Origin of the sequence: Roseofilum reptotaenium CS-1145, assembly GCF_028330985.1 — a bacterium.
Lineage (GTDB): Bacteria > Cyanobacteriota > Cyanobacteriia > Cyanobacteriales > Desertifilaceae > Roseofilum > Roseofilum reptotaenium.
Map to the genome: position 1 here is coordinate 81,617 of NZ_JAQMUE010000088.1, position 25,058 is coordinate 106,674.

Sequence of the window (25,058 nt, forward strand, 5' to 3'; positions counted from 1 at the left end):
CTAACTCCAATCCTCCTGTTGATTGTTTCCTCGTTTATACACCAATCCTTGGATATGAATGGCACGGGTTCGCTCAAATAAGGCTTCCTTATTCAAGTTCCACTGTTGCATGGCGCGGTTTAAATCCTGTTGTAGCGCTCTAGCACCTGGAAAATCTTGGTAACGAATTCTCAAACGCGCTAATTCTACTAAATGAAAATCTGTCGGTTCTCCAGAATGTTGGAGCAATTGATCCACAATCAGGCGATCGCGATCCTCACGGGGATGCTTTTGATCCTTTCCAGATTCATGATTCATAACGCTCTATCCTGAACTTCAATCAACCGGCAAAAGGGAGACAGTGCTATACCATCTAAACCATAATATGACTAAACGGAATCCTTGACCTATGAGTTAAGCCATTGATTCCGAGCCTCGAGCATTAATGTTAAACTACTCCCAAATTTATTCAATTCCATGGTTGCTCTCAAATCCTTTCCCGATTCCTCCCCTCGTCGCCAACCTCGTTTACACAACCCGAATCGTTCCAGACTGCGGTTAGTCTCTTCCCAACCTCAAGCTCCTAAAATACCATCCACTTCGCCATCGGCTAGTTCTTCTAGAGTGCCTTCACAGATTGCTCGGAATGACCGCTTTCAGCGACGGGTTGTCGATAAATCTACGTCAGTTCAGGGATTAACTCAATCAGGAACCGTTAAACGCTTAGATCCAAAACATAACCAATTACCAAAGAGTGTAGTCGCTCTACGGGCGATCGAAAAAATCCTCTTTTTTTGTACCCTAGGTTTGGGTGCAGCTACCATGGGAATCTATAGTCTAACGGTGCAAACACAGCAAGAATGGATGAAAAAATACGACCTTCTGCAAAATCTAGAACGCTATGAGCGTCAATTAGTTACGGCTAGTGAAATCTTAAAAAATCGGATGGCATCCCAAGCAGAAACCGAAGATACCGGTTTAGTTCCTCAAAATCCAGAGACTACGATTTTCCTTGAGCCAGTCGAACAACGTTCGGTTCCTGCTATTTCTGAGTCTTTGCCGAATTTAGCACCGGAACCGTTATCCTCTAAACCTTGGGGATATTAAGGTTTCCAATTAGAAGACCTAATGGGAATAGGGAATGGGGAATAGGGAATAGGTTATGGTAGCTAGGTTTCCGTATTGAACCGGAGTCCTAACCCACTCTTTCTCTGCTATACCATTGGTCTATGAAGTTATACTTAACAAGTGGCTCTAAGCCACTTGTTTTTCAGGGATTAATTAGTTTATTTGAGCAATTATGGCCTCAACTTCTCGGCCGAGCAAACATATAAGCCAACGGAAAGCGATCGCCACGGGTTCTTTCCCTAGAAAGCCAGGCAGAAAAATGGCTGCTGTCCCTCAGATGCGATCGGTTGTGGTCTGGGGGGTGCTGATTGCTGGTTTATTGGGATTAAGCCTAAAATTATTAAGCTTACAGGTCATTCAGAGTGCCGAGTTGCGCGAAAAGGCACAACAGCAACAACGCAGTCAAGAACAGAAGGCGACTTCCCGTCGATCTATTGTCGATCGCCAAGGACATTTTTTGGCAGTCGATCAACCCCGGTTTACCTTGTACGCCCATCCCATCCTGTTTAAGCGACCTATGCCAGAGATTGCTAGCGCCCTCTCTAGTATCTTAGGTATACCGGCCAATCAACTCATACAACGCTTTTCTGAAGGGCCGACAGGGATTCAAATTCAGTATAGTGTGCCGGAAGATGCCGCTCGTCGGATTCAAACGCTATCTATTGATGGCTTAGAGTTAAATGCCTATCAAGAGCGGATTTATCCCCAAGAAGATCTGGTATCGGAAGTGGTGGGATATGTGAATATGGAGCGGGTGGGACAATCTGGAATCGAAGCTGCCTATGAAAATATTCTAGAGCGCTCTAGTGAGTGGGTCGAAGTGACGCGCACGGGAGAAGGCGATATTTTACCCAATCAAGGATTGACTCCCTTGTTGAATATGGATGCCCTGCAATTGCAATTAACCCTGGATACTCGGCTGCAACGGGTTTCTCGGTTAGCCCTTTCTGAGCAGATGAAACAATATCAGGCCAAGCGGGGTACGGTGATTGTGATGGATGCATCGGATGGGTCGATCTTGTCGTTGGTGCAATATCCGTCGTTTGATGCCAATACCTATTGGAAAGCCGATTTAGGGTTATTAAAAAACTGGGCAATTACTGATTTATATGAGCCAGGATCGACGTTTAAGCCGATTAATGTGGCGATCGCCTTAGAAGCAGATGCGATTGAACCTGACGATCAGTTTTACGATCCAGGACAGATTTATATCGGTGAATGGCCGATTCAGAATTATGACTTTGATGCGAATGGAGGTAGAGGAGTATCAAGTCTAACCGATATTATCAAATATTCCAGTAATGTCGCGATGGTTAGAGTTGTCCAGCAGATGAAGCCAGAAGTTTTTTATGACTGGCTGGAAAACCTGGGACTTTCAAGTCTTATGGGAATTGATTTACCAGGAGAAACCGCGAGTTACCTCAAACCGAAAGAACATTTTGTCAATATAGCTGTTGAGCCGGCTGTTGTCTCCTTTGGTCAAGGATTATCCTTAACTCCCCTGAAACTTGCCCAACTCCATGCCACTTTAGCCAATGGGGGATTTTTAGTCACTCCTCATGTGGTTAAGGGACTTAGGGATGTACAAGGACAATTGCACTATACTCCAAGTATTGAACCTCCCCGCCGAGTGTTTTCTCAAGAAACAACTGAAGCCGTTTTAGCTATGATGGAAGCCGTGGTGGATGGGGGGAGTGGAAAGGCGGCCCATATCCCCAATTATAGAGTGGCAGGTAAAACTGGAACGGCTCAGAAGGCTTATGCGGGTGGTGGGTATTATGAATCCGCAAAAATAACCAGTTTTGTTGGTATTTTGCCGGATGGCCCCTATGTGGTCGTTGCAGTGGTTGATGAACCGAAAGGTGCAGGAGCTTTTGGGGGTACGGTATCGGCTCCGATTGTAAAATCTGTAATGGAAGCCCTCATTCCAATGGAGAAGATTCCTCCGTCCACTCATCAACCTAATGAATAATGGGTATATTGCTTTTAAGGTTTAATGGATAGGACCTGCTGATGGAGAAAGTTTAAAGTTGCTAGGGTCGTATACGTATAAATTCCCAGATCGCCGCGAATGACGGTAAACGGAGCATCCGGTTCGCCGAAATCGCTTAAAACGGCGATCTCCCCAGGAAAGTCATGATTTTGAGTATATTCATTTTGGGTTACTAACGTAGGTAAACCGACTTCAGCCGCTGCTTGCACCCCCGCTTGGGAATCCTCAATCACCAAACACTCTCTAGGCGATAAATTCATTTGCTCTAGAACATAATGATAAATATCAGGCGCAGGTTTTTTTCGGGGGACAATATCACCGGCTGCAATCAATTCAAACGTAGTCGGGTGAAAAAACTTCTCCAACTGAGGGGGCGACAAGGAGGCTGAAAAGCATAGCCTGTGAGGAGAGTAGACGAAAGAGAGAAAAAAAGATCGGCTAGGCATTGTCAATAAACATAGCCTATTGAAAATAATGAAAAAGTTACCTTCATTATACCAGAACTATCTCCAACAATATTTTTCTCCTCTGGAATATCTGATGCTTTCCATCCTGCTCATGCTTCTGCAAAAACATCGTTGGGTTAGGTTAGAGAAGTTAGCCGAAAATTTTCCCAGTCCAATTCACCAGAGAAGTCGAATCAAAAAATTACAGAGATTTTTATCTCGACCTCAATGGGATGTAGCTAAACTCTGGTTTCCCATTTTTAAAGCATGGCTAGAGCAAACATTTGATCCGGATGAAGTTCTCTATATTGCCGTTGACCGCAGTCAATGGGGTAATGTCAATCTCTTTATGATAAGCTTAATTTATCAGAAGCGAGCCATTCCTATTGATTTCACTCTATTGGGAAAATTAGGAAACACAAGTGCTGATGAGCAAACGGTCTTATTAAGCCGAGTTTTAGAGTTATTGAAAGATTATCAGAAAGGGGTGATAGGAGACCGGGAATTCTGTAGTGTAGATTTAGCCAAATGGTTAGAGAGTCAGCCGAACACCTATTTTAGCTTACGGTTAAAGAAGAATACTTGTGTTCAACAAGAAGAGAAAATATGGCAACCACTTCAAACCCTAGGCATTAGACCGGGAATATCGGCTTATTATCGAGGAGTAAAAGTAACCAAAAGCAAGGGATTTGCTCCCGTCAATATTGCGGCAAAATGGAAAAGAACTTATGGGGGGATCTCCGTAGATGAAGCCTGGTTTGTGCTGACGAATTTACCTGATATTGAGTCGAGTTTATCGGCTTATGCTCGGCGTATGGGTATTGAAGAAATGTTCCGTGATTTCAAATCAGGTGGCTATAATCTAGAAGGGACTCAAGTGAGAGGTCAACGTTTATCAGCTCTGATTTTGTTGATGACTCTAGCTTATTGTTACTCCCTGTTTTCCGGTTCAGCTTTACTCAATAAAGGCATTGCTAAATATGTTGCTCGTCCCACTGAGCGGAAACAAAAGTATCGTCAGCATAGCCATTTTTATCTCGGATTACAGGGAGGAGTTTGGCTCGATTCTCTTGCTGATTTTGCCGATGAGGTTGAATTGATGATGTCCTTTTCACCTCAATCTCGCCACCATTATCAGAAAGGTTTAAGGGCTATTTCCCTTTTGCAGTCTGTCTTCTAGCTTGTTTGTCGCCCCTTCAGCTTCTCCAATAAAGCCATAGCATTCGGTAGGGCGCTAGTTGTGGCGATCGCCAAGCGTATATCTTTGCTTATAGCCTCTTCAATTAACCGTTGAACACCCGGTCGTAAGGGAATCGAACCTTTGGAAAGAAACTGTCGATAATACTTCGTTTTCTGGCGATGTAATTGGGCAGCCCATACTTCCAACTCCACTGGAGGCTCAAACTGGGAATGATACCGGCGAACATAAGAAACCAGGCGCTCTTTTCCTCCCGACACTTCTAAAAGTGGCCCATAAAACTCAGCAGATCATTGCCACGGTAACCCTGCATTAGAAAAAACCTGATTAAATGCCACACGATGACCATCCCGTTCTGTTTCTGCCAGGGTTCCATCCACATCAAAAATAATCGCTTTCAGTTGCCCCATTTTAGCCATAACTTTCCCCACTTTATACAAACCTTAAGTTTCCGATTAATTTTACACCACAAGTGTAAGATATTATTGGACTGTAAAGATCGGCGGCATATAGGAAAGTGGGGGCATAACCCATTACCTATTACCCATTACCCATTACCCATAAAACGTGTCTTCCATCGAACAACAGTATCAACGAATGCAACGAGAACTTATAGTCGGTGTTCTTGCCCTAGGGTTCGTTTGCATGTGGGGAACCATCGGCTATATGGTTCTAGAAAAATGGTCTTTTCCTGATGCCTTTTATATGACCATTATTACCCTAACAACGGTGGGTTATGGCGAAGTAGAGCCAATGGAATCACGAGGGAGAATCTTTACCATCGCCCTGATTTTTTTTGGAGTGATTAGCATTGGGTATATTGTCAATCGATTTACAGAAGCCTTCCTGCAAGGCTATTTTCAAGATGGAATACGTTTGCGACAAAAACAGAAAGTGCTGAAAAACTTAATCAACCATTATATTATTTGCGGTTTTGGTCGTACTGGGCAACAGATTGCCCTAGAATTCCATGAAGAAGGCGTTCCCTTTGTCATTGTTGACTCTTCACCAGAAGCTCTAGAAGCGGCTCAAAGTTTAGGGTATCTTATCCTCCAAGGAGATGCCACCCTAGATGATACGTTGCATAGAGCAGGCATTAATCAAGCCTGTTGTTTGGTTGCTGCTCTACCTTCTGATGCACAGAATCTCTACACAGTTTTATCAGCCAAAAGTCTCAATAGCCAAATCAGGACGATCGCCCGCGTTAGTACCGATGAAGCAGCACTGAAACTCTACCGAGGAGGAGCGGATGCCGTTGTTTCTCCTTATACGACGGCTGGACGCAAAATGGCGACTGCTGCCTTACGACCTCAAGTGATGCATTTCGTTGATGGTATGATCACGGGTAAAAATCGCTCCTTATTGATTGAAGAATTCGGGATTGATAGCGATCGCTGTCCCTATATTGGCCAATCGCTTCAACAAATGCAACTGCGATCGCGCTCTGGCGTTCTTGTCCTCGCCATCCGTCGCCAAGATGGAACCGTCATCGGAGCGCCAACAGGAGAAACTTTGCTACTCCCCCAAGACTTACTCATTTGTATGGGAACCTCCGAACAAATTCGGCGCTTAAAACAACTGCTCTCTCCCCTAAATCCTCACGGTTAATTCATCATTCGTGATTACACTTGTTGATGGGCAGATTGGATTCCCAACTGGTTGAGGTTTTGTTCAACTTCTAGGCACAAACGGCGGTTGTGGGGGTCCGTGCGTCTGGCTCTTTGCAGATAGAGTTGCGCCTTTTCGAGTTGATTTTGTTTCAGTAAATGTTGACCGTAGGATTGATAAGTAATCGCCTGCCATTGACGGACTTCTGGATCGATGGGGAGGCGATCGCGTAGAGCTTCCACTAAGGCGATCGCCCGGGGAAAGCGCTTCGTTTTTAAAAACTCTCGTAATTGCTCATAGGCACTTTGCTTTAGCCGTTTATCCTGGGGGTTTAAGGGAGGAATTTTCACCTTGCGGGGACCAGGCGCAGGGGAGGGAGTAGGCGTTACGGTGGGTTCAGGGGAAGAGTGAGAAAACGCTTCAAATCCTATTTCTGTATTGGCTACCTCAGAAATTTCTTTTAAGAGAATTTCATAGGCTTGCGTGAGTTGAATAAACTTTTCCTTGGCTTGTCTATCTCCCGGATTAACATCAGGATGACATCCTCGCGCCAAACGCCGATAGGAAGCCTTAACCTCCGCAAACGAGGCCCCTGGTTTTAAGCTCAACACTCGGTAATAATAGGCAATATCCATCCACAAACAGTGAAAATAAAAACACTCCTCATCCCCTTAACTTAGAGGATAACAGACTATACAGCATATATAGTATTTTTGAATAGACCTCTTGCATCAGTGGGCAGAAAAGGAATAGTCATGCAGTAATCCTATATTCTGATTGACTATTGCCGATTGCCTAACGTCCGCAAGAAGTCTACTCTGTTATCCACCGCTCAACTAAACCCGGTCTACGATCACCTTATCGATGAGACCATACTCTTTGGCCTCTTCAGAAGACATGAAATAATCGCGATCGGTATCCTTTTCAATTTTCTCTAGGGGTTGTTTGGTGTGTTTCGCCATTAGCTCATTCAACTGCGAGCGAGTGCGGAGAATTTGTTGAGCTTCAATTTGAATATCCGTCGCTTGTCGTCTCCCTACACCGCCGAGGGGTTGGTGAATCATGATCCGAGAATGGGGCAGTGCCAACCGTTTACCTGGACTCCCCGCCGCCAATAAGAAGGCTCCCATGGAAGCGGCTAACCCTACACAGATGGTGATCACTTCTGATTTAATGTGCTGCATGGTATCGTAAATGGCCATGCCTGCGGTCACCGAACCACCAGGAGAATTAATGTACAAGTAAATGGGCTTATTCTGGTCATCGGAGTCTAAATAGAGCATTACCGCTACCAGTTGGTTGGCTAAACTATCCGTAACTTCACGGCCGAGAAAGATGATCCGCTCTTGATAGAGGCGATCGTAAATATTAATCCACCGCTCATAAGGACTTCCAGGGAGACGATAGGGAACACTAGGAACACCGATAGGCATAAGAAAATACCAAAAAATGAACAACAAAACAAAAGGATAAACGTCAATAAACGTTCAATTGCCCAAGGGTTAAGAACTCATGGCAGGCATGGGTTGGGGAAGATCCTTGCTACTGGTTAATACTTTATCAATCAATCCATATTCTTGGGCTTCTTCAGGAGTCAGGTAGAACATGCGATCGGTATCTTTGGCAATTTTCTCTACAGTTTGGCCCGTATTTTGGGACAAGATCGAGAGCATCGTCTGTTTATTGTCGATCACTTCCTTCGCCCGAATTTGAATATCCGTGGCTTGCCCTTGTGTACCTGTGCGCGGTTGATTGAGGACGATGGTAGCATGGCCCAGACTAGCACGACAGCCTTTAGTCCCAGCCGAGAGGATCATGGATGCAGTTCCCATGGCTTGACCAATGCAAATGGTATGCACGGGAGGTTTAATATAACTGAGGGTATCGCAGATGGCGAAGGCTTCAGTTTCAAAACCAACGGCTTCTCCTCCATACCAGGAGGTTCCAGTGGAGTTGATGTAGAAGTAGATCGGTTTTTCGGGACTGTCAAACTGTAGATACAACAGTTGGGCGATAATCAGTTCGGTGACATCGATCCCAACTTGTTGTTTGACTTGATCGTCGGAAAATAGGGGCATCCCCAAATAAACGATGCGCTCCTTGAGGAGTAAGGAGGCTAGATCTGGGGGGGGCGTTCGATAATAGGCATCTCCATAGTAGGGAGATTGTACGGCCTTAATCGGTGTATCCATAGACTAGGATTGCTATTGAATGGCTATTTGTTAATATTTCTTATCCTAGCGCGATCGGGCGTTACGCGCTGGGTTAGGGGATGGGGGGACAGGGGGATGGGGAGATGGGGAGACACTCCGGACACTCCAGATGGGGGGATGGGGAGAGTAAACAAAAGAGGTATAGGATGGGAAACTAGAAACCAGTTTGTACAGTACTTACGCATTCGGGCTATATCTGTAGGGATGATTAATGAATCACCCCTACATTGAGGATTAGATTTCCATGCTCTGCGTAAGTCCTATTGTCAAAAGATTAGATCCTAGATTATGCCTAAACTCGATCGTATTGTTGTTATTGATATTGAAGCCACCTGCTGGCGTAAACGATCGCCACCTGGCGAACACCATGAAATCATTGAAGTGGGTATTGCTACGGTTGATTTAACCTTGGGTAAGCCTTTAGAAAAGGATAGTATTTTAGTTAAACCGACACTTTCTAAGGTGAGTGAGTTTTGTACTCAACTGACTACATTAACTCAAGAGCAAGTGGATACGGGAGTGAGCTTTCGGGAAGCGTGCGATCGCCTGCAAAGTGAGTATCACACCCATAAGCGAGTTTGGGCAAGTTATGGTAACTACGATCGCACTCAGTTTGAGAAGCAATGTGAAATGCTGGAAGTGCCCTATCCCTTTAGCACTCGACATATTAATATTAAAACTCTCTTGACGGTTCTCCACGGTTTACCGAAAGAAGTGGGGATGGCGCAAGCCTTAGACTTGCTGAATCTTCCTCTGATCGGAACCCACCATCGAGGGATTGATGATGCGTGGAATATTGCCCATATTCTGGCCCATTTAATGGCAGCCTATAGGAATGGTAATGGGTAATCAGTCATGGTTAAGACGGCGATCGCTGATTTAGTCCAATCCTTTCACCTGGTTTGTCCCCAGAGCGATCGCCTTTATCCCCTATTCTGGGAAAAATATCAGCATTTGGGCCAATATGCCACTCCTCCCAGACTGCTGCTCAATGAATCTGAACCTGTTCCTTTCCTCGCAGGGTTTTTCGCTGCTATTGCCGCCCAAACCCCAGTGTTTCTCGGTAACCCCCAGTGGCAAGCTTCAGAATGGCAACAAGTGTGGGAACAGGTTCAACCCCAACTGGTTTGGGGAACGGTTCCCTGTTCCCCAATAGAAGCGCCGCCACCTCCGCCCTTTTCTGGTACTGTGATGATTGCGACAGGAGGATCGTCGGGAAAGATTCGCTTTGCAATGCATACCTGGGGAACCCTCAGCGCTTCTGTTGAAGGGTTTACCCGCTATTTTAACGGTTCAGAATATATTCATTCCCCTCAATCACCCTTAAAAAACGAGATGTTGATCCGTTTGAGAACAGAGGAATTTGTGCCCTCTGATGCTATTGACTGCTGTTGCACGCTTCCCCTCTACCATGTCAGTGGACTGATGCAAGTGATGCGAACCTTTCTCACAGGAGGCACTCTAGCCCTTGTGCCGTATCTTTCTCTGACGGATTTCCTTCCTTTTAATCCGCAAAATTACTTTATTTCTCTGGTTCCTACCCAACTTAAGCGCTTGTTATCCAATTCTTGCTCTTGCTTATCTCAATTTCGGGCGGTTCTGTTGGGAGGAGCGCCGGCTTGGCCAGAATTATTGCAACAGGCTAAACAGGCTAAAATACCTGTGGCACTCACCTATGGCATGACGGAAACGGCTTCCCAAGTGGCAACCCTGAAACCTGATCGCTTTTTTGCGGGTAATATTAGTTGCGGTCAACCCCTACCCCATGCTCAAATTACTATCCAAGATGATGAGGGGAACTCTTTACCCACGCTGCAACCGGGACGAGTGGCGATCGCCTCCCCATCCCTGGCTTTAGGCTATTTCCCCCATCTCTTTCCCGGCGATCGCTCCTTCTTAACGGATGATATGGGTTATTTTGATAACGAAAAATACCTGTATATTCTCGGTCGTCACAGCCAGACGATCATGACTGGGGGAGAGAAAGTTTTTCCCCAGGAAGTGGAAGCGGCAATCCGGGCAACACAATTAGTTCAAGATGTAGCAGTCATGGGTCTTCCTGATGCAGACTGGGGGGAACGGGTCACGGCGGTATATGTGCCCCAGAATGAATATGTAACTTCAGACACGGTAAAGGAGGCGATCGCACCCCATCTCAGCCGTTATAAGCAACCCAAGACTTGGGTTGCAGTTGAGAAACTTCCCCGATCTCCCCAAGGCAAGCTTAATCAAGCTACCTTGCGCAAGCTAATCGCACGAATCAACCATTAATCATTGTTAACTATTGATTATTCATGGACAGGCGCTTGAGCATACTCTTGGGTATAGACTTGCTGCCACAAATACTTAACATAAGATTTCGTGGCAGGTAGCAGTTGACCTTGAGTTGCTAAATCAGTAGCTGTGCGGTCTAAAATCCGCAAATCAATGGCACTGAGCCGTTTCCGTCTTCTGGTGGAAGATAAGAGCCAAACCAGTTTGTACATCGTGCCAGGATCTCTGGTCAAATTGGGATTCGACCAAGCTAAAGCCAAGGTACTCTGTGAATCATGAGAGGACAATCTCTCCGTCTGATCCCAGTATCCTCGCTGGCGGAGTTGCTGGTAAAACGATTGTTCAATTGTCATAGCGCAATTCTCTTCTAGCAATCCCCTGTGGCAACTTGACCAGGGGTATTTATCTGAATATCTTAACAATTTATTAATATTTTAGCAATGAATCGAAATGAACGTTACTTCGAGATCGGGAAAAACACACGATTGAATCCTCAAGGCGATGTACCAAAAGCCGATTTCCTATTCCCTATCACCAAGCGCTATAAGTAAAATGAAATACTCCTCTCTACTGCTAGCAGTAGAGAGGAGCTTAGATGTTAAAGATTGTGAAGTGCGTAGGTGTTTTGATTCACTAGCATTCTTGCTTGCGCTTTAAGCTCATCCCGATAAGTCCCACACTCAAAAGCCCAAGCACTGTAGCGGGTTCAGGAACCTTTTGAACTTTCGCCCACACTCCACGTTTTTTGGATTTCCCCTCTTTGGTAATTAGGGTTCCGTTAACGTTTTCTACGTTTCCAAACCAAAGATCTAATTGATATTTCATCCCATCAGCTTCTACCATGGCAGAGATAGAAGCTGGGTCTATTTTTACTTTGTCAGGTCGGTTCCAAAAAAGATTAAAGGTTTCGTCAACAGTTAAATCAAAATTTAGAGTTTCTTCAAAGTCAGGCAAGGCAAAATCTAAAGTAAGGCTTAGATCTACCCCTTTAAACTTTGTCAAGAAAGGAGTCTGTTCATTCTGATGCAGAATATGACCCACTTTAAAGGCTTCTCCAAGCTCGAAGTCAACATCAGTTTTTCCCTTGTAGCCTAGCCCACTTTTTTCGTGGGGTTTATCAAATAGTCCTCCCCACAGAATAGCTTCATAACCGCCATACGTTCCCTGGTCAATATCAGAAAAACGACTGCTCTCAGGATTTGACCAATCGGCTGACGATCCAGCTAGAGTATAAGCCTCAGCCGGAGTTGCTAAAAATCCCAGGGTTGCAGTTAGGGCGATCGCTGATAATTTGGCAGTGGCTTGATGCATGATAAATCCCTCGCTAGTTGTAGAAAAATAAAGATCTAAAGATGAACTCACTATCAGTAAATTTTGGGCTATTTAATGTATTTTTTAGTTAATCGATTCACTTGGACTCCCTACAAAGCCATCATGCTTGTCCAAACTTTAAAATGTCAATCCTTTTTGAGTGTCTTTACTGAATCTTTAAATTTCTAGAAACCGTAAAATTGCGGTAAAATCGTTAATCGCACTGATGAATACAAGGTTTCAAGGGTTTGAAATCTCTGTAAGAATACAGGGATTTATGAAGATTTTGTAAAGTGAGGCGTTATTTACCAATACAAAACCGACTAAAGATTTGATCGAGTACAGATTCAGTCACTTCTTCTCCCGTGACTTCACCCAAGGCTTGAATCGCTCCTCGTAAGTCAATAGTCCAGAAATCGAGGGGGAGCTGTTCGGCAATGGTGGCTTCAACTTGTTCTAGGGAGACTTTAGCGCGGGTAAGGGCGGAGGTTTGGCGCTGGTTAATAGCAATATCGAGATTAGCCGCTTGCAAGTTGCCTCCATTAACAGCAGTAATAATGGCTTCTTCTAGATCTTCAATGCCTTGTTTATGGGCGGCTGCGGTTTTGACGATCGCCACAATATCCACAGGCAAACCAGGGGGTAGATCGCCAACTAAATCGATTTTATTGAGGATGAGGATTGTTTTTTCGGGGGGCAGTTGCTCGTAAATGGCTCGATCTTCTGCCGTCCATCCAGCAGCAGCGTCGAGGGTAAACAGAATCAGATCGGCTTTTTGCGTAGCTTGGCGCGATCGCTCGACACCGATTTTTTCCACGCGATCGCCAGTTTCCCGAATGCCTGCGGTATCTAAAACTTGGATGGGAATTCCCCGCACCACTAACTGGGTTTCCACAATATCACGGGTGGTTCCCGGTAGATCGGTAACGATGGCGCGATCGCTCTGACTCCAAGCATTGAGTAAACTCGATTTTCCCACATTGGGGCGACCGACAATCGTCACCTTTAATCCACTGCGCAGCAGTTCACCCTGATTAGCCGTGGCTAAAATATCCGTTAATTGGTCTAATACTTGGTTGATTGCACGGATGATGTATGATTCATCCAAAGGGGGGAGATCGTCTTCAAAATCAATCCTTGCTTCAATTTCTGCTAACAGATCTACACAAGTTTTGCGTAGCTGACGAATGGGAGAAGCCAACTTTCCTTGAATTCCGGCTAAGGCTAATTCCGCGGCTTGGGGCGATCGCGCCCCCACCAAATCTGAGATACTTTCCGCTTGAGTTAAATCAATACGTCCATTGAGAAATGCTCTCAGGGTGAATTCGCCCGGTTGCGCCAGTCGAGCGCCTTGCTCTAAGCAAAGTGTCAGCACCTGTTGCACCACCATGATGCCCCCATGACAGTGAAATTCCACCACATCTTCGCGGGTGTAGGAACGGGGTGCTTTCATAATCATCAATAAGGCTTCATCCACCGTTGAACCCGTTTGCGGATCGCAGATATAACCATAAAGGATACGATGGCTCTTCCAAGGCTGATTTCCAGGAGCATCAAAGAGCAATTGAGCCATCTCTAATGCTTGGCTTCCCGATAGTCGAACAATTCCCACACTACCTGTTTGTGGCACAATAGCAGTGGCGATCGCGGCGATCGTCTCTCTTTCTGGGGGATGATTCATCTTTAGATTCCCTTGAGAAAACGCTTACTTGAACTCGCCAATTATAAAGTTACCAAAAAACGAATAGAATGTGGCATTGAATTTACGCTGCCAGAACCGAACACGTATGTAGAATCTCCAGTCACCATTTAAATCTTTGTAACTTCAACCCATTTCCACATCTTAGGCTAAGGGTTCGTCATCGTCCATTTGTACATCTAAATTAGCCGCTAAAACTTCTGCCATCATCACTTCTAGAGCAGCCGTGTTTAAAGAACTAACCGGTTGGTTTTGCAGTGGATTAGAGAGAGGAATTAACCGCAGGATACGATTCTCTTGAACTAAATCAAAATAGGTTTCTTGGTCGTCAGATTGTTTCAATTCTAAATAATCAAAGCTTTCAATATTTAGATATAAGGTATGATTCGCCAGGATAGTCGATCGCAGTGGATCGGTAAACACTTCTTGGATATACGCTTCCCCAGTAGCTTGGGTTTGTTGATCGAATAGTTCAACATAACGGACACGATGGAGATCCCCAATCACTTTCTGAATATCCTGTGGATTCACAACGATCCCTCTGTTGAGAATACAAGGAGCAGGTAACCGTGTATTGCCAGGTAATTGATCGTAACTCATGGGAAAAACTCTCTAATTTCAAAAGAGGACGACAAGACTACTGACGATTTGACATCCCAAGACTGCACCCTAAGATAGAATGGCCTATTAAAGTAGCCTATGAGACAATTCTATCCTAACTCTTTGGCCGATACTTGCCAGATTCTACGGATTTTTTGATCGAATTAGAAGTATCGATCGCGTAAGTAAAACGGCAGTCATCTAGTCGCCGTGTTTCTGATGACACTCACCTCTGAACAGAGGGAAAATGCAGATCAACGACCAAGAAAACAGAGTAGATGTCTATTGGCAGATTAACATAGAGCATGGGGGGAGTGGCAATGATATGGATCTGGCGAATCGGTGGAGCAATTGCTTTTTATACGAGTATACCGATTCCTCGCTCTTGGCCCTTAGAGTTTTCCGGAATAGCCAGGTTTGCGACTTTAGTAGGAATGCTGATCGGGACAATATTAGGGGTGATGAATTGGTGTTTATGGTCTGTAGGAATGCCCAATTTTACCCGCAGTTCCGTAATCATTGCCCTCTGGGTTGCCATCACTGGGGGATTACACTTAGATGGAGCGATGGATACGGCTGATGGTTTAAGTGTCATGGATCGCGATCGCCGTTTAGAGGTGATGAGCGATAGTGTGACGGGGGCATTTGGAGCGATATCCGCCATCCTGATTCTATTACTGAAAACGGCGGCTATGAGTTCCTTAGACCCCCAACACCTGTGGATGGCGATCGCCATTCCTGCATGGGGAAGAGCCGGACAACTTTGGGCAATTTGGCGCTATCCCTATCTCAAACCGACGGGAAAAGGAGCCTTTCATAAAGCAGCGATTCAATCCTACAAAGATGTTTTACCGTCCTTGATTCTGCTCATTGCTCTGAGTGGTGTACAAGCAGCGCTCAATCCCCAACAGAGCATCGAGATTCTCAGCTTAACATTAGGATGGGCGGCGATCGCCGGGGGAAGCGCATGGTGGTTCAATCATCAACTCGGAGGACATACCGGAGATACCTATGGTGCAGTCGTGGAATGGACAGAAGCATGGAGTTTAGTTTGGGCGATTTTGATAGGCAATGGGTAATATAGCGCGCAGTGCTATATCTCCGCGTCCCCGCGTCAGCCGGTAGCGCTATACTGGGCAAGGTGTTGGAGTGAATCGTCGAATCTATGCCCTATCCTGTCCCCCCTGAATTGCCGCCAGTTGTTCATACTATTCCTCATCAGAGCATCAGTGCCACCGAGCCAACTGAAGGGATAGATTGGGTTGCTCCTGCACCAATGGCTATTGTAGAAAGTCCTGTATTGCTTCCCCCAACCCCCCTAAAACAAGAGGTGCAGCAGGAGCAAGTCTTCCTTGAAAAGAGGAATGTTCCCCAAGCCGACAGGAAAGAGGGATCGAGTGGACTCGACAAGAGCGAACAATGCTGTACTTTAGAGACTGTATATAGTCCTGAACCCATTTCAGCTCCAGAAGGCGCTGTGGTTCAACCCGAACAGTTGAGTTGGGTCGGTGGAGAGACGCTATCACCCATTTCCCCTCCGGAACTCTCTTCTCCAGAAGATGAACGCTTAGTTGCCAGTACGGAGGCTTCAGCGTTAGGAGGTCGGTTATCGGTAAGTTGGGAGGAGAAGGTTGCACCGGTTGCCGATGCTTATGGAGTTAGCGATCTGAGTCTGGAGCCAACAGTTGAGCCAGAATTACCCCTGATTGAACGTCACTCCCCATGGCAAACTACACCAGTTTCTGAGGCAATTGAAGAAGCCTTATCGGAAAAACGGGAAGCGATCGCCCAAACTCCTGCATTGGATGCTCTTCCTGCTTCCGAGATCTCACCCCTGAATGACGATCGTCCCTCACGATCGACCGATGAACCCGAGTCTAGCTCAGAAACGTCCATCCCGATTGAATCAGCCGAACCGGAAGAGGTTGAGATTCCGATCGCTCCTCCAGGACAAGACGCGGTAATTGAATTAACCGCCGATCGCCAGGAATTTGATGATGAACGGCAAATTTTCACGGCTGAGGGCAATGTGGAAATGCTCTTGGATGATGCGATTTTGCGATCGGATAAGCTACAGGTTAACCTGATTAACCGCTTGGCTCTGGCAGTGGGCAATGTATCTTTAGTCAGTGGCGAACAAATTTTATTAGGCTCTCGCTTTCTCTATAACTTTGTACAAGGGACGGGAACCATTCAAGAGGCCAGGGGTGTAGTCTATATTCCCACCGCTGGAACGGATTTCGATTTTACGGACGATAATCCCGATTCCCAACTTCTTCCTCCAGGAGAAAGAATTCTCCTCGATCAACCCCCTACGGATGTCACAGATGCTGGAGGTGTGATTATTAACGTTGGAGGTGGAGGGAGCGCTGCGACTACCAGCGTACAACAAGGGGGACAGGTCCGACGGGTGCGGTTTGAGGCGGAACAGTTGGATTTTACGCCCGAAGGTTGGCAAGCTACAAATATTCGGTTTACGAACGATCCCTTTTCCCCCCCAGAGTTAGAGGTACGAGCCGATCGCGCTCAATTAACGCGCATTTCTCCCCTAGAGGATGAAGTATTAATGACTCGCCCCCGGTTGGTGTTCGATCAGCGGGTGGGGGTTCCCCTGTTGCGAGATCGCCTGATTCTTAGTCGGGAAGAGCGCGATCCGGCGATCGCCACTTTAGGGTTTGATAACCGCGATCGTGGAGGCTTGTTTATTGAACGCAGTTTTGAAGTCATTGAAACTCGCCGGTTTTCCCTGCGTTTAGCTCCCCAATTCTTGGTTCAACGCGCTTTAGGATTCTCAAGTGATAACCGAGATGCAGACAGTGTATCCGAGGAAGAGCTGCAAACCGATTCTTTCTGGAGTTGGATCGGTTTAAGAGCGTCTTTGGATGCCAGATTAACCCCTCAAACCACATTCCAAGCCAATGTCAATTTAGCAGGATTCAATAATACGGGTGATACAGCCAGAGCGAATGTGCAATTACAACACCGGATTGCCAATCATACCTTGAGTGCTGAATATACCTATCGCAACCGATTTTATAATGGCTCTCTAGGGTTTCAAACGGTCGATCGCAGTGTGGGAGTTGTGTTTGCTTCTCCCATTCTTTATATTGCCGATACGGGAATTGCCGTAAATTATCAAGCCAGTTTCCAAAATATCTATGCACCGACTGATCGCCTAGACTTATTAGATCCGTCAGATTTAAGTGATGATCGAGTGTCCTTAAATCGGACTCAAATGAGTGCCACTGTGCGTCGCCCCTTTTCCCTTTGGAAGGGGGAACCTTTACCTCCTACTCCCACAGAGGGACTCAAATATACTCCTAAACCCGTCGTTCCTTATGTGCAATTTTTAGCTGGATTGACCGGAACAGCCGGATTTTATAGCAATGGCGAGAGTCAATCTTATTTACAGGGGTTAATGGGATTTCAAGGGCAATTTGGCCATTTCTCCCGCTCCTGGTTAGATTACACTGGATTTAGTATACTCTATTCCCAATTTATCCCCACTGGAGAATCCCCCTTTCAGTTTGACCGAGTAGCGGATGTGCGGGTTCTACAACTCGAACTCAATCAACAACTTTATGGTCCGATTCGCATCGCTGCCCGTGCTGGGTTTAATCTAGATACAGGAAACACCATTAGTACCGATTATATGGTTGAATATAGTCGTCGCACCTATGGCTTGACTTTTCGCTATAATCCAGATTTGGGTTTAGCAGCTCTTGGATTTCGCTTAGGTGATTTTAATTGGAGCGGAGTGAGTCAGTCTTTTTCCAGTCCGAATATTCGCCAAGCTACTCCAACCGTGATTCAATCTTTTTAATTTTAATTCCCTATTCCCCATTCTCCCATGATCGCATCAGCAAACCCATGGATTATTTTTCTGGAGAGCGTATCGGTTGGGCGAAGTGTCTCCGAAATGCGATCGCTCTCCTATGTTCCGGCTTTGCTGATTTACTATAGCTTTGATTTAGATCGCTATCGCGTGGAAGACTGTATACAGCATTGGCTCGATCGGTTTAGGGGCGATTGGCTACGGTTGGCGATCGTAGAAGCTTTGTATCAAGGCAGATATAAAATAATTTCGATTGAGCAAATTTTGAATCTTTGGGCTAGACGGGGACAACCCATCTGTCACTTTAATCATGAGTTTGAGAAAATTGTCTGCAGTAAATTACCAGAAGAGTTACTGCCTTTAGACTATCTCAATCTCACTCTGGAAATGCGCCCTTCTGTTCCTGAGTTACTCCCCCAAGTTGAAGAGCAAGAGGAGCGGTTTCTCGATCGAGTTTCTGATGAGAGTGGACTAGAACAGAATTTACCTACATTGACTGATTCAATTATTGAAGAAGTTGATGTTGAAGAAGAAGAAAAAAGCATGAATTCAGAGTCTGAAGATCCAGCGATCGCCCTTGAGTTAGACTCTGATGGGGTGAATGGGCGATCCGATCAACTCCCCATTGATCGATTTGCGCCTCGTTTACCCACTTCTGAGTTTTATTTGAAACTTCAAGCCTTTGCTCAGGACTCTCCCAGTTGATAAGGAAATAGGGAATTATTATGGGAATACCCCTCTTCTGTCAAACTGGGAAAACACTTGTCTGGACTGAATTCTAGAACTCTTGCAGTATCGGGGATTACGACAGTTTTTCCTAAAGAAACTCAAAAATCCAGTCATATCAGTAAATGTCTCTCTCTATAGGGGATACAGCGATCGCTGTATTCTCTATCCCCTAGTCCGAAGCACTAGCACTATACTACCATTGTGGATTTTTCGCCAACAGCGCCGTTGCCCCTGAAGCATCTATCGGGCGCGATAACCAATACCCTTGACCATAATCACAACTAAGCCTTTGAAGCAACTCAAACTGATCTCCCGTTTCAATTCCTTCCGCTACCACTGTCAACCCTAATTTATGGGCTAAAATAATGATCGTTTCAATAATTTCCCAACTCTCATGATCTAGAGCCGTTCTCTCCAAAAACGACTTATCAATTTTCAAGGTATTCACTGGTAAATTATGTAACCGTGCCAATGAAGAATAACCTGTCCCAAAATCATCAATACTCAACTGAATTCCCGCTTCTCTAAGAGTTTTCAGTAAGTCCAGAGCTATATCTTCATTTTCCATCAATCCACTTTCAGTAATTTCCAACTTCAAATAACGATGATCTAAATCCATTTCATCCAGTAAGGTCTGGATCTGACTCACGAGCTGGGGATTATGTAACTGCAAACTCGATAAATTCACCACCATGGTCACATCCAGACCATGGGGAAACTTATTTTGCCACTCTCGCAACTGATAACAGGCTGCTTTTAAAATCCAATCTCCTAAAGCCAGAATCAATCCTGTTTCCTCAGCTAGAGGAATAAAATCGACCGGGGAAACCATGCCACGGGTAGGATGATACCAGCGCACTAAGGCTTCAAATCCACTAATTCGACCGGTACTAAAACAAACAATAGGTTGATAATAGAGACGAAAATCGCTTTGAGCTTCCAATTCCGATCCCCATTGCTCCGAAGCATAAGAAAAATGTGCAGGAGAACAATTAGAATTGTTGATCGAACCCGACCAATTTTCCTGTTGTCGCCTAGCGCGATTAATCGCTCGTCGTAGATCGAGTTCGAGTTCTAATCTTTGAATTTCTGCATGGTGGAGATTTTGGTCAAAAATAGCATAATGATTTCCCTCTTTAACCTTCGCTTGGTACATGGCAATTTCAGCATCCCTGAGCATACTTTCTGCCTGAGAATAGATATTAACTGAAACTTGTTCAAAATCAGAATGAACGGCGGATAAAGCGATTCCGATAAAAGCGGTCATTGCTGATAAATTTTCTTCGAGTAAACCGATCGCTTCATCTGGCTCAATTGGGTTAGTGGGCAACTCCTCAGACACTGAAGCATGGGAGAGGGTTTGGTAAATCGTTTGAGCTACATCGATCGCCTGGGAGGAATAGGAAAGAGCATTAACCAATACTGCAAATGTATCCGTATCTAACCGAGCGATAGTAAATTGAGTCGGTACAGATGAGATCTCAGAACGAGGAGAAAAATGGGAAGAATGGGGAGACAAAAGGGGGCGAGGGGAATGAGCCATCGATCGCTTCAAAGCCTCTTCAATGCGACCGGAGATCGCCACTTGCAACTCATTGCTTAACCGATGCCCCGAATCCGGATTAACGACCTTAGAGCGATCGATATAAATAAAAAATACGGCAAACAAAGGCGGCTGGGATTGTTCGCGAGTACGGGAGAGTACTCCCTCCAAGCGATCCATAAACAGAGCATAATTGGGTAAACCCGTAGCTAGATCGTAAAATGCGGACTCAAATAACTGCTTTTCCTGTTCTACCAACATTGCCTTCATTTTCAAGCGATCTTGAAGTGTTACTAATAACAACGTTAAACCCAACAACACTAAAGGCGAGACAACAGGCAAAAGATAATAAAAATGAAACGCACTATAACAAATACTTAGCCATACTCCCCCCAAACCCAGAACAACAATAACTTGGTTACGGAATGACCAAAATACAACCGTTGCACTCAAACTGATCGCACCCGTGAAATAGAGTAAGTTGATCCAAACTGGATGCAAAAATACTCCTACCTGTTGTAATCCATTATTCGATAAGGCATTACTGACCACCGCCGCATGAACATAAATACCACTGGCTGGAGGGTTAATATCAAACGGCGTTAATACGGGATTAAACCCAGTTACATTCGCGCCGACAATCACAATTTTGTTCCGGAATTCCTCTATCGGCACTCTCCCTTCAATCGCCTCCAACAATTCATATTGGGGCAAATGGTTCACCGATCCGGGCCAATTAATCCATAGGGGTTCAGACCCCTGCTGATTCAGCTCCAGAGGCCGATCCATCACTTCATTAGCTACTGCCACTCCAAGGGCCCGGATGTCGCCCAATTGGGGGAGTACTGTGCGCGTTAAGCCATCAGAATCTTGACGACTCACCACATGGCCCATGACTACAGCCTCGGCTGCCAATTCTGGAACTGGATCTTTTTGATTCCCTTGCTTATCCCAAGACACTGGCAGTGCCACGGGAACTTGACGCATCGCTTGAGCCAACTGTAGATCGTCGGGGGAGCGATCGTGCATTAAAATATCCAACACGACCATCTGGGGTTGACTGGGGGCTAAACGCTCTAAAAGGGTGGCATAAATTTGCCGGGGACTATCAGAGTTTTGCCGATTTTTTAGTGTCGTTTCATCAATACCCACGATGACCACTTGGCTATGCCAAGATTCTTCTCCCCGTAACTGAAACAAACCTCGATAGGCTAATTGTTCGAGTTGCTTGACCAGACCGATACCCTCTAGTCCCATTAAGACCAGTGCCGCAAAAGCACCTCCAATCCAGCGTTGCCATCCTGGAGTTGAAGTCAAGGGGTTGATCGGGTGGTTTTGACGGTTCAGCATTTTTGGCTCAATTGAGAGGGGTTGATAACACCGTTTGACCCTGGAGGTGAGTGGTCATCCTCCCAAAAGTCTGTGGGCAACTTTTAGAGGCAGGCAAGTGTGTCCGGAAAACAATCAAGAGATAGAAAAGGCATCTTTCAAACAACACCTTTGTACCCAAAGTCAGCCATGGAAGAATGACTCTTCTGTTAGATTAACGCGATTCCCTAGGGCTAATCGGGATAAAGAATGGCTTAGGGGGTTGAATGATGCGTTTTTCCTGATGGAAATAGTCAGAAATTTGTTGCAGTCCGAAGATACTTAGTTTCGGTAATCGATGCTCCCTTGGGACTGTATAGCGCTGGGCGCTGGGTGGTAGAGAATAGGGAATGGGGGATGGGGAAACCCTTGTAAGCGACTGCCAACTGCCGACTCCCTATTCCCTACTGTACTCCAAGGCTAGGAATTTAAGGATTAACCTGATAGGGCGATCGCACTTCAGGTGCTTGACCGGTTTTGACTAAGCCTTGATAGATGAGGGCTGTCACTTCTGCACGGGTAGCCGGTCGGTTGGGATGGAGTTGCCCAATTTGGGGATAATTGATCACCATCTGATGTTGAGTGGCGATCGCTACTTTTTCTAAGGCATAATCGGCGATTTCTTCTCGGTCTTCATAGTTCTCTAACATTTGGATGATATCTACCTCTGGTACTTCTCGTAATAAATTAGCCAAGCTCACCAGTACTTCAACTCTCAAAATCGGCTCTTCTGGGTGAAACTTATCCTCTGGATAACCCCCCATAAGCTGGGGAATAGTGGTCACCACATACTGAATGGCACTATAGGCCCAAAAATCTTGGGGCACATCTCGAAAACGGACGCGCTTTCGCACCTGGGGCAGATCAAAGCTTTTCTGGAGCAGACTGGCAAATTCGGCGCGAGTGACTGGGGTATCTGGGCGGAATGTACCATCAGGAAACCCAGATATCAGATTACGCTCAACTAGGGCCACAATAAAGTCTTGGGCCCAATAGTTGAGGGGAATATCGGTAAAAGAAGTCTGTATTGAGGATGACTCAGGAATGGGACTAAAGCGCATTTGTCCCATTTCCCCATTGTGACGATAAAACAGATACAATTCTCCATCGGGGTTAATCTGATATCGATCGACTTGCCCTAATCGCTCTAAAAACTGGTCTTCTTGGTCAGACAGCTTGCCACAGGCTTTAAACGTGCGTCCAAACGGGTCGGGCATCATGAGCTGATCGCCGTCTACTTGGTAGCTAGAAAAATAATTATTACATCCCCCAAATCCACTTACCTTGCCTTCTTTGAACATCAAGGTAATCGGACGTTGAGAAAGGGGGCGTTGAGTCGTATTCCCTTGAGTCCAATCGATCCATTGCCAAGCAGTGGTTTCTAGGGATGGGGAGAATTGGGCAATATGCAGACCGGGGCTTGTGGCCCATACCATTAGGGTCGCGATCGGCATGACAGGAAATAGAGACATAATTAAAACCGTTGCAATAAACGCCTTTTGAGCGCTTTGATATCATAGGACTGTTGATATTGGATTAAATCACAGTTATGGCGCTGTAAAAACCGTTGCTGTTCTTGGGTGGCAATTTCAGGGGCGATCGCCTTCAATTTCCAGTTATGGCACAGTTGAATCATGGCTTTAATCAGAGGTTGATTTTGCTGAAGGTGTTGCATGGAGCTACCATCAAGTTTCAGAGCATCGATGGCAAGAGAGCCTAACTGATTGAGAAACTGGTTGTTGTGACCTAGGTCTTTCAGGGTAATTGAGATTCCTTTCTGCTTTGCTAATCTCAAGGTAGCCGCCATTTGGTTTTGATTTTGAGCAACCAATAGAGTATTCGCCGCAAATTCTAAGTCTAGGCGTGAAGTAGGGAAACCATGGGTTTGACAGGTGCGATCGATAATCGCGAGTAGGTCTTCATTAAAAAGCTGTTCAGACACCTGAATAACAATGCGCAGGGGTTGTTTCCTGTCTTCGATGGTTTTGATTTGTTGACAGGCTTGGTCTAGAATCCATTGGTCTAACACCAAATTTAATCCGCAAACTGTGATTAATTGGGACAATTTGTTTTCAGGAATACCCCCCATCAGGGGATGTTCCCAGTGCAAGAGCGCAACGACGGAAACACAGTGGCGTTTTTTAATCTCGATTCTGGGTTGGTAACGGATTTCAAAGCGGTTGGTACTCCAAGCTTGATAGAATTCTTCTTCGAGTTTTAGGTCTCTGGTTTGGTCAAGACCAAATAAGGGCGCAACGTAAACCCGATAATGATTACCGCCCATACTTTTCACGTTACCGAGGGCAATACTAGCTTGCCGTTGCAGTTCGTCAAAACTGGTGGCTAAGGGATAGAAACCGATCCCCATGCTAGCCGTCACGATCGCGCGATGATAGCCGATGATAGCTGGTTCATTAATCACCTCTAAAATCTCTTGAGCGCGCTCTGTTGCCACACTTTGATCGGCTACTGGGGGTAACATCACTGCAAATTGCCCCCCATTCCCTTTGGCTACCTGACCTCCTAGAGGCTGGATCAACTGGGTGAGGCGTTGGGCGATTACTTTTAAGACCTCCTCGCCTTGACGATGACCGATGGCTTGCTGAATACGCTCTAAGCGATCTAATCCAATTAACATCAGGGGAATCAGGGAACGAGTCAAATCACTTTGGGCTACTGCTTGAGTAAAAAACCCTTCCGGTTGGCTAAACGCACTGATTTGAGGCAGTCCGGTGAGAGAATCATACTGTTCCAGTTGGGCAGAGCGAGATAAACGAGCAGCGATTGCCTCTAGTAGTTCATCAGGGGTAAAAGGTTTGATCAGATAATCATCAGCTCCTAAATTCATTCCGGTTCGCAGGTCTTGTCGTTCACCTTTGGCAGTCAGAAAGACAAAGGGAGTGGTTGCCGTAGCCGGATTTTGGCGCAAGGCATTTAAGACTCCATACCCATCAAGTTCAGGCATCATTACATCGCAGAGAATCAAGTCTACTCGATGGGCAAAAGCCAGTTCTAGACCGATACGACCATTCTCTGCACTCAGGGTTTCAAAGTCCTCAGCTTCGAGAAATTCGACCACATTACTGATAATTTCTGGATTATCTTCAATTACGAGAATGCAAACCATTTCAATT

21 protein-coding genes and 1 pseudogene are annotated in these 25,058 nt (G+C 45.7%); 9 read left to right on the forward strand and 13 right to left on the reverse strand.

Annotated elements, in window-relative coordinates; genetic code table 11:
- Positions 1-297 (reverse strand): DUF3288 family protein, encoded by a 297-nt coding sequence (locus tag PN466_RS19870; RefSeq protein WP_271942888.1) that lies wholly within the window; start codon positions 295-297, stop codon positions 1-3.
- A gap of 159 nt (positions 298-456) precedes the next feature.
- Here PN466_RS19870 and PN466_RS19875 point away from each other — a divergent pair, with 159 nt between their 5' ends.
- Positions 457-1,086, forward strand: coding sequence for a hypothetical protein (locus PN466_RS19875; protein WP_271942890.1), 630 nt, complete (start codon positions 457-459; stop codon positions 1,084-1,086).
- Between the two features lie 193 nt (positions 1,087-1,279).
- Entirely contained in the window at positions 1,280-3,079 is a 1,800-nt protein-coding gene (locus PN466_RS19880; protein ID WP_271942892.1) for a peptidoglycan D,D-transpeptidase FtsI family protein, read from the forward strand.
- 14 nt (positions 3,080-3,093) lie between these two features.
- On the opposite strand, the gene PN466_RS19885 is transcribed toward PN466_RS19880, so the two are convergent.
- Positions 3,094-3,465, reverse strand: a complete 372-nt coding sequence (locus PN466_RS19885) for an HAD family hydrolase (protein ID WP_271942895.1) — start codon at positions 3,463-3,465, stop codon at positions 3,094-3,096.
- 109 nt (positions 3,466-3,574) lie between these two features.
- On the opposite strand from PN466_RS19885, the gene PN466_RS19890 reads away from it, so the two are divergent.
- Complete coding sequence (locus PN466_RS19890; RefSeq protein WP_271942898.1) at positions 3,575-4,726, forward strand: IS4 family transposase; 1,152 nt, start codon at positions 3,575-3,577, stop codon at positions 4,724-4,726.
- 20 nt (positions 4,727-4,746) lie between these two features.
- Here the strand turns inward: PN466_RS19890 and PN466_RS26495 are convergent.
- Positions 4,747-5,154 (reverse strand): annotated as a pseudogene (locus PN466_RS26495) (HAD family hydrolase); the annotation flags it as partial.
- Between the two features lie 187 nt (positions 5,155-5,341).
- On the opposite strand from PN466_RS26495, the gene PN466_RS19900 reads away from it, so the two are divergent.
- A complete protein-coding gene (locus PN466_RS19900; RefSeq protein WP_271943197.1) occupies positions 5,342-6,352 on the forward strand; it encodes a potassium channel family protein in 1,011 nt (336 codons plus the stop codon).
- Between the two features lie 14 nt (positions 6,353-6,366).
- Here PN466_RS19900 and PN466_RS19905 read toward each other — a convergent pair whose 3' ends face one another.
- From PN466_RS19905 to PN466_RS19915, 3 genes are all read right to left on the reverse strand, one after another.
- On the reverse strand, positions 6,367-6,987 hold the full coding sequence (locus tag PN466_RS19905; RefSeq protein WP_271942904.1) for a DnaJ domain-containing protein: 621 nt from the start codon (positions 6,985-6,987) through the stop codon (positions 6,367-6,369).
- Between the two features lie 201 nt (positions 6,988-7,188).
- Positions 7,189-7,785, reverse strand: a complete 597-nt coding sequence (locus PN466_RS19910) for an ATP-dependent Clp protease proteolytic subunit (protein WP_271942907.1) — start codon at positions 7,783-7,785, stop codon at positions 7,189-7,191.
- A gap of 69 nt (positions 7,786-7,854) precedes the next feature.
- The gene (locus tag PN466_RS19915; RefSeq protein WP_271942912.1) at positions 7,855-8,544 is read right to left on the reverse strand and encodes an ATP-dependent Clp protease proteolytic subunit; all 690 of its coding nucleotides are present in this window, start codon (positions 8,542-8,544) and stop codon (positions 7,855-7,857) included.
- 309 nt (positions 8,545-8,853) lie between these two features.
- Here PN466_RS19915 and PN466_RS19920 point away from each other — a divergent pair, with 309 nt between their 5' ends.
- Both PN466_RS19920 and PN466_RS19925 read left to right on the forward strand, forming a co-directional pair.
- A complete protein-coding gene (locus PN466_RS19920; RefSeq protein WP_271942915.1) occupies positions 8,854-9,414 on the forward strand; it encodes a 3'-5' exonuclease in 561 nt (186 codons plus the stop codon).
- Between the two features lie 6 nt (positions 9,415-9,420).
- Positions 9,421-10,836: a 2-succinylbenzoate--CoA ligase gene (locus PN466_RS19925; protein ID WP_271942918.1), complete on the forward strand. Its 1,416-nt coding sequence runs from the start codon at positions 9,421-9,423 to the stop codon at positions 10,834-10,836.
- Positions 10,837-10,853: 17 nt separating this feature from the next.
- Here the strand turns inward: PN466_RS19925 and PN466_RS19930 are convergent, their stop codons facing one another.
- The 4 genes from PN466_RS19930 to PN466_RS19945 form a co-directional block, all read right to left on the reverse strand.
- Positions 10,854-11,192: a hypothetical protein gene (locus PN466_RS19930; RefSeq protein WP_271942921.1), complete on the reverse strand. Its 339-nt coding sequence runs from the start codon at positions 11,190-11,192 to the stop codon at positions 10,854-10,856.
- A 280-nt stretch (positions 11,193-11,472) separates the two neighbouring features.
- Entirely contained in the window at positions 11,473-12,150 is a 678-nt protein-coding gene (locus tag PN466_RS19935; protein WP_271942924.1) for a choice-of-anchor K domain-containing protein, read from the reverse strand.
- A gap of 301 nt (positions 12,151-12,451) precedes the next feature.
- Positions 12,452-13,831: a tRNA uridine-5-carboxymethylaminomethyl(34) synthesis GTPase MnmE gene (gene mnmE, locus PN466_RS19940; RefSeq protein WP_271942926.1), complete on the reverse strand. Its 1,380-nt coding sequence runs from the start codon at positions 13,829-13,831 to the stop codon at positions 12,452-12,454.
- Between the two features lie 162 nt (positions 13,832-13,993).
- Positions 13,994-14,449 carry a hypothetical protein gene (locus tag PN466_RS19945; RefSeq protein ID WP_271942929.1) on the reverse strand — a complete coding sequence of 152 codons (456 nt, stop codon included), beginning with the start codon at positions 14,447-14,449 and terminating at the stop codon, positions 13,994-13,996.
- Between the two features lie 320 nt (positions 14,450-14,769).
- Here PN466_RS19945 and cobS point away from each other — a divergent pair, with 320 nt between their 5' ends.
- From cobS to PN466_RS19960, 3 genes are all read left to right on the forward strand, one after another.
- Positions 14,770-15,528 carry an adenosylcobinamide-GDP ribazoletransferase gene (cobS, locus tag PN466_RS19950; protein ID WP_271942930.1) on the forward strand — a complete coding sequence of 253 codons (759 nt, stop codon included), beginning with the start codon at positions 14,770-14,772 and terminating at the stop codon, positions 15,526-15,528.
- Between the two features lie 86 nt (positions 15,529-15,614).
- Positions 15,615-18,272 carry a DUF3769 domain-containing protein gene (locus PN466_RS19955; RefSeq protein ID WP_271942933.1) on the forward strand — a complete coding sequence of 886 codons (2,658 nt, stop codon included), beginning with the start codon at positions 15,615-15,617 and terminating at the stop codon, positions 18,270-18,272.
- 27 nt (positions 18,273-18,299) lie between these two features.
- Entirely contained in the window at positions 18,300-18,989 is a 690-nt protein-coding gene (locus tag PN466_RS19960; RefSeq protein WP_271942935.1) for a hypothetical protein, read from the forward strand.
- 217 nt (positions 18,990-19,206) lie between these two features.
- On the opposite strand, the gene PN466_RS19965 is transcribed toward PN466_RS19960, so the two are convergent.
- From PN466_RS19965 to PN466_RS19975, 3 genes are all read right to left on the reverse strand, one after another.
- The gene (locus PN466_RS19965; RefSeq protein ID WP_271942938.1) at positions 19,207-21,906 is read right to left on the reverse strand and encodes an EAL domain-containing protein; all 2,700 of its coding nucleotides are present in this window, start codon (positions 21,904-21,906) and stop codon (positions 19,207-19,209) included.
- Positions 21,907-22,352: 446 nt separating this feature from the next.
- Positions 22,353-23,396: an S-layer homology domain-containing protein gene (locus PN466_RS19970; RefSeq protein WP_271942941.1), complete on the reverse strand. Its 1,044-nt coding sequence runs from the start codon at positions 23,394-23,396 to the stop codon at positions 22,353-22,355.
- Between the two features lie 2 nt (positions 23,397-23,398).
- A complete protein-coding gene (locus PN466_RS19975) occupies positions 23,399-25,051 on the reverse strand; it encodes an EAL domain-containing response regulator (protein WP_271942944.1) in 1,653 nt (550 codons plus the stop codon).
- Between the last annotated feature and the right edge of the window lie 7 nt (positions 25,052-25,058).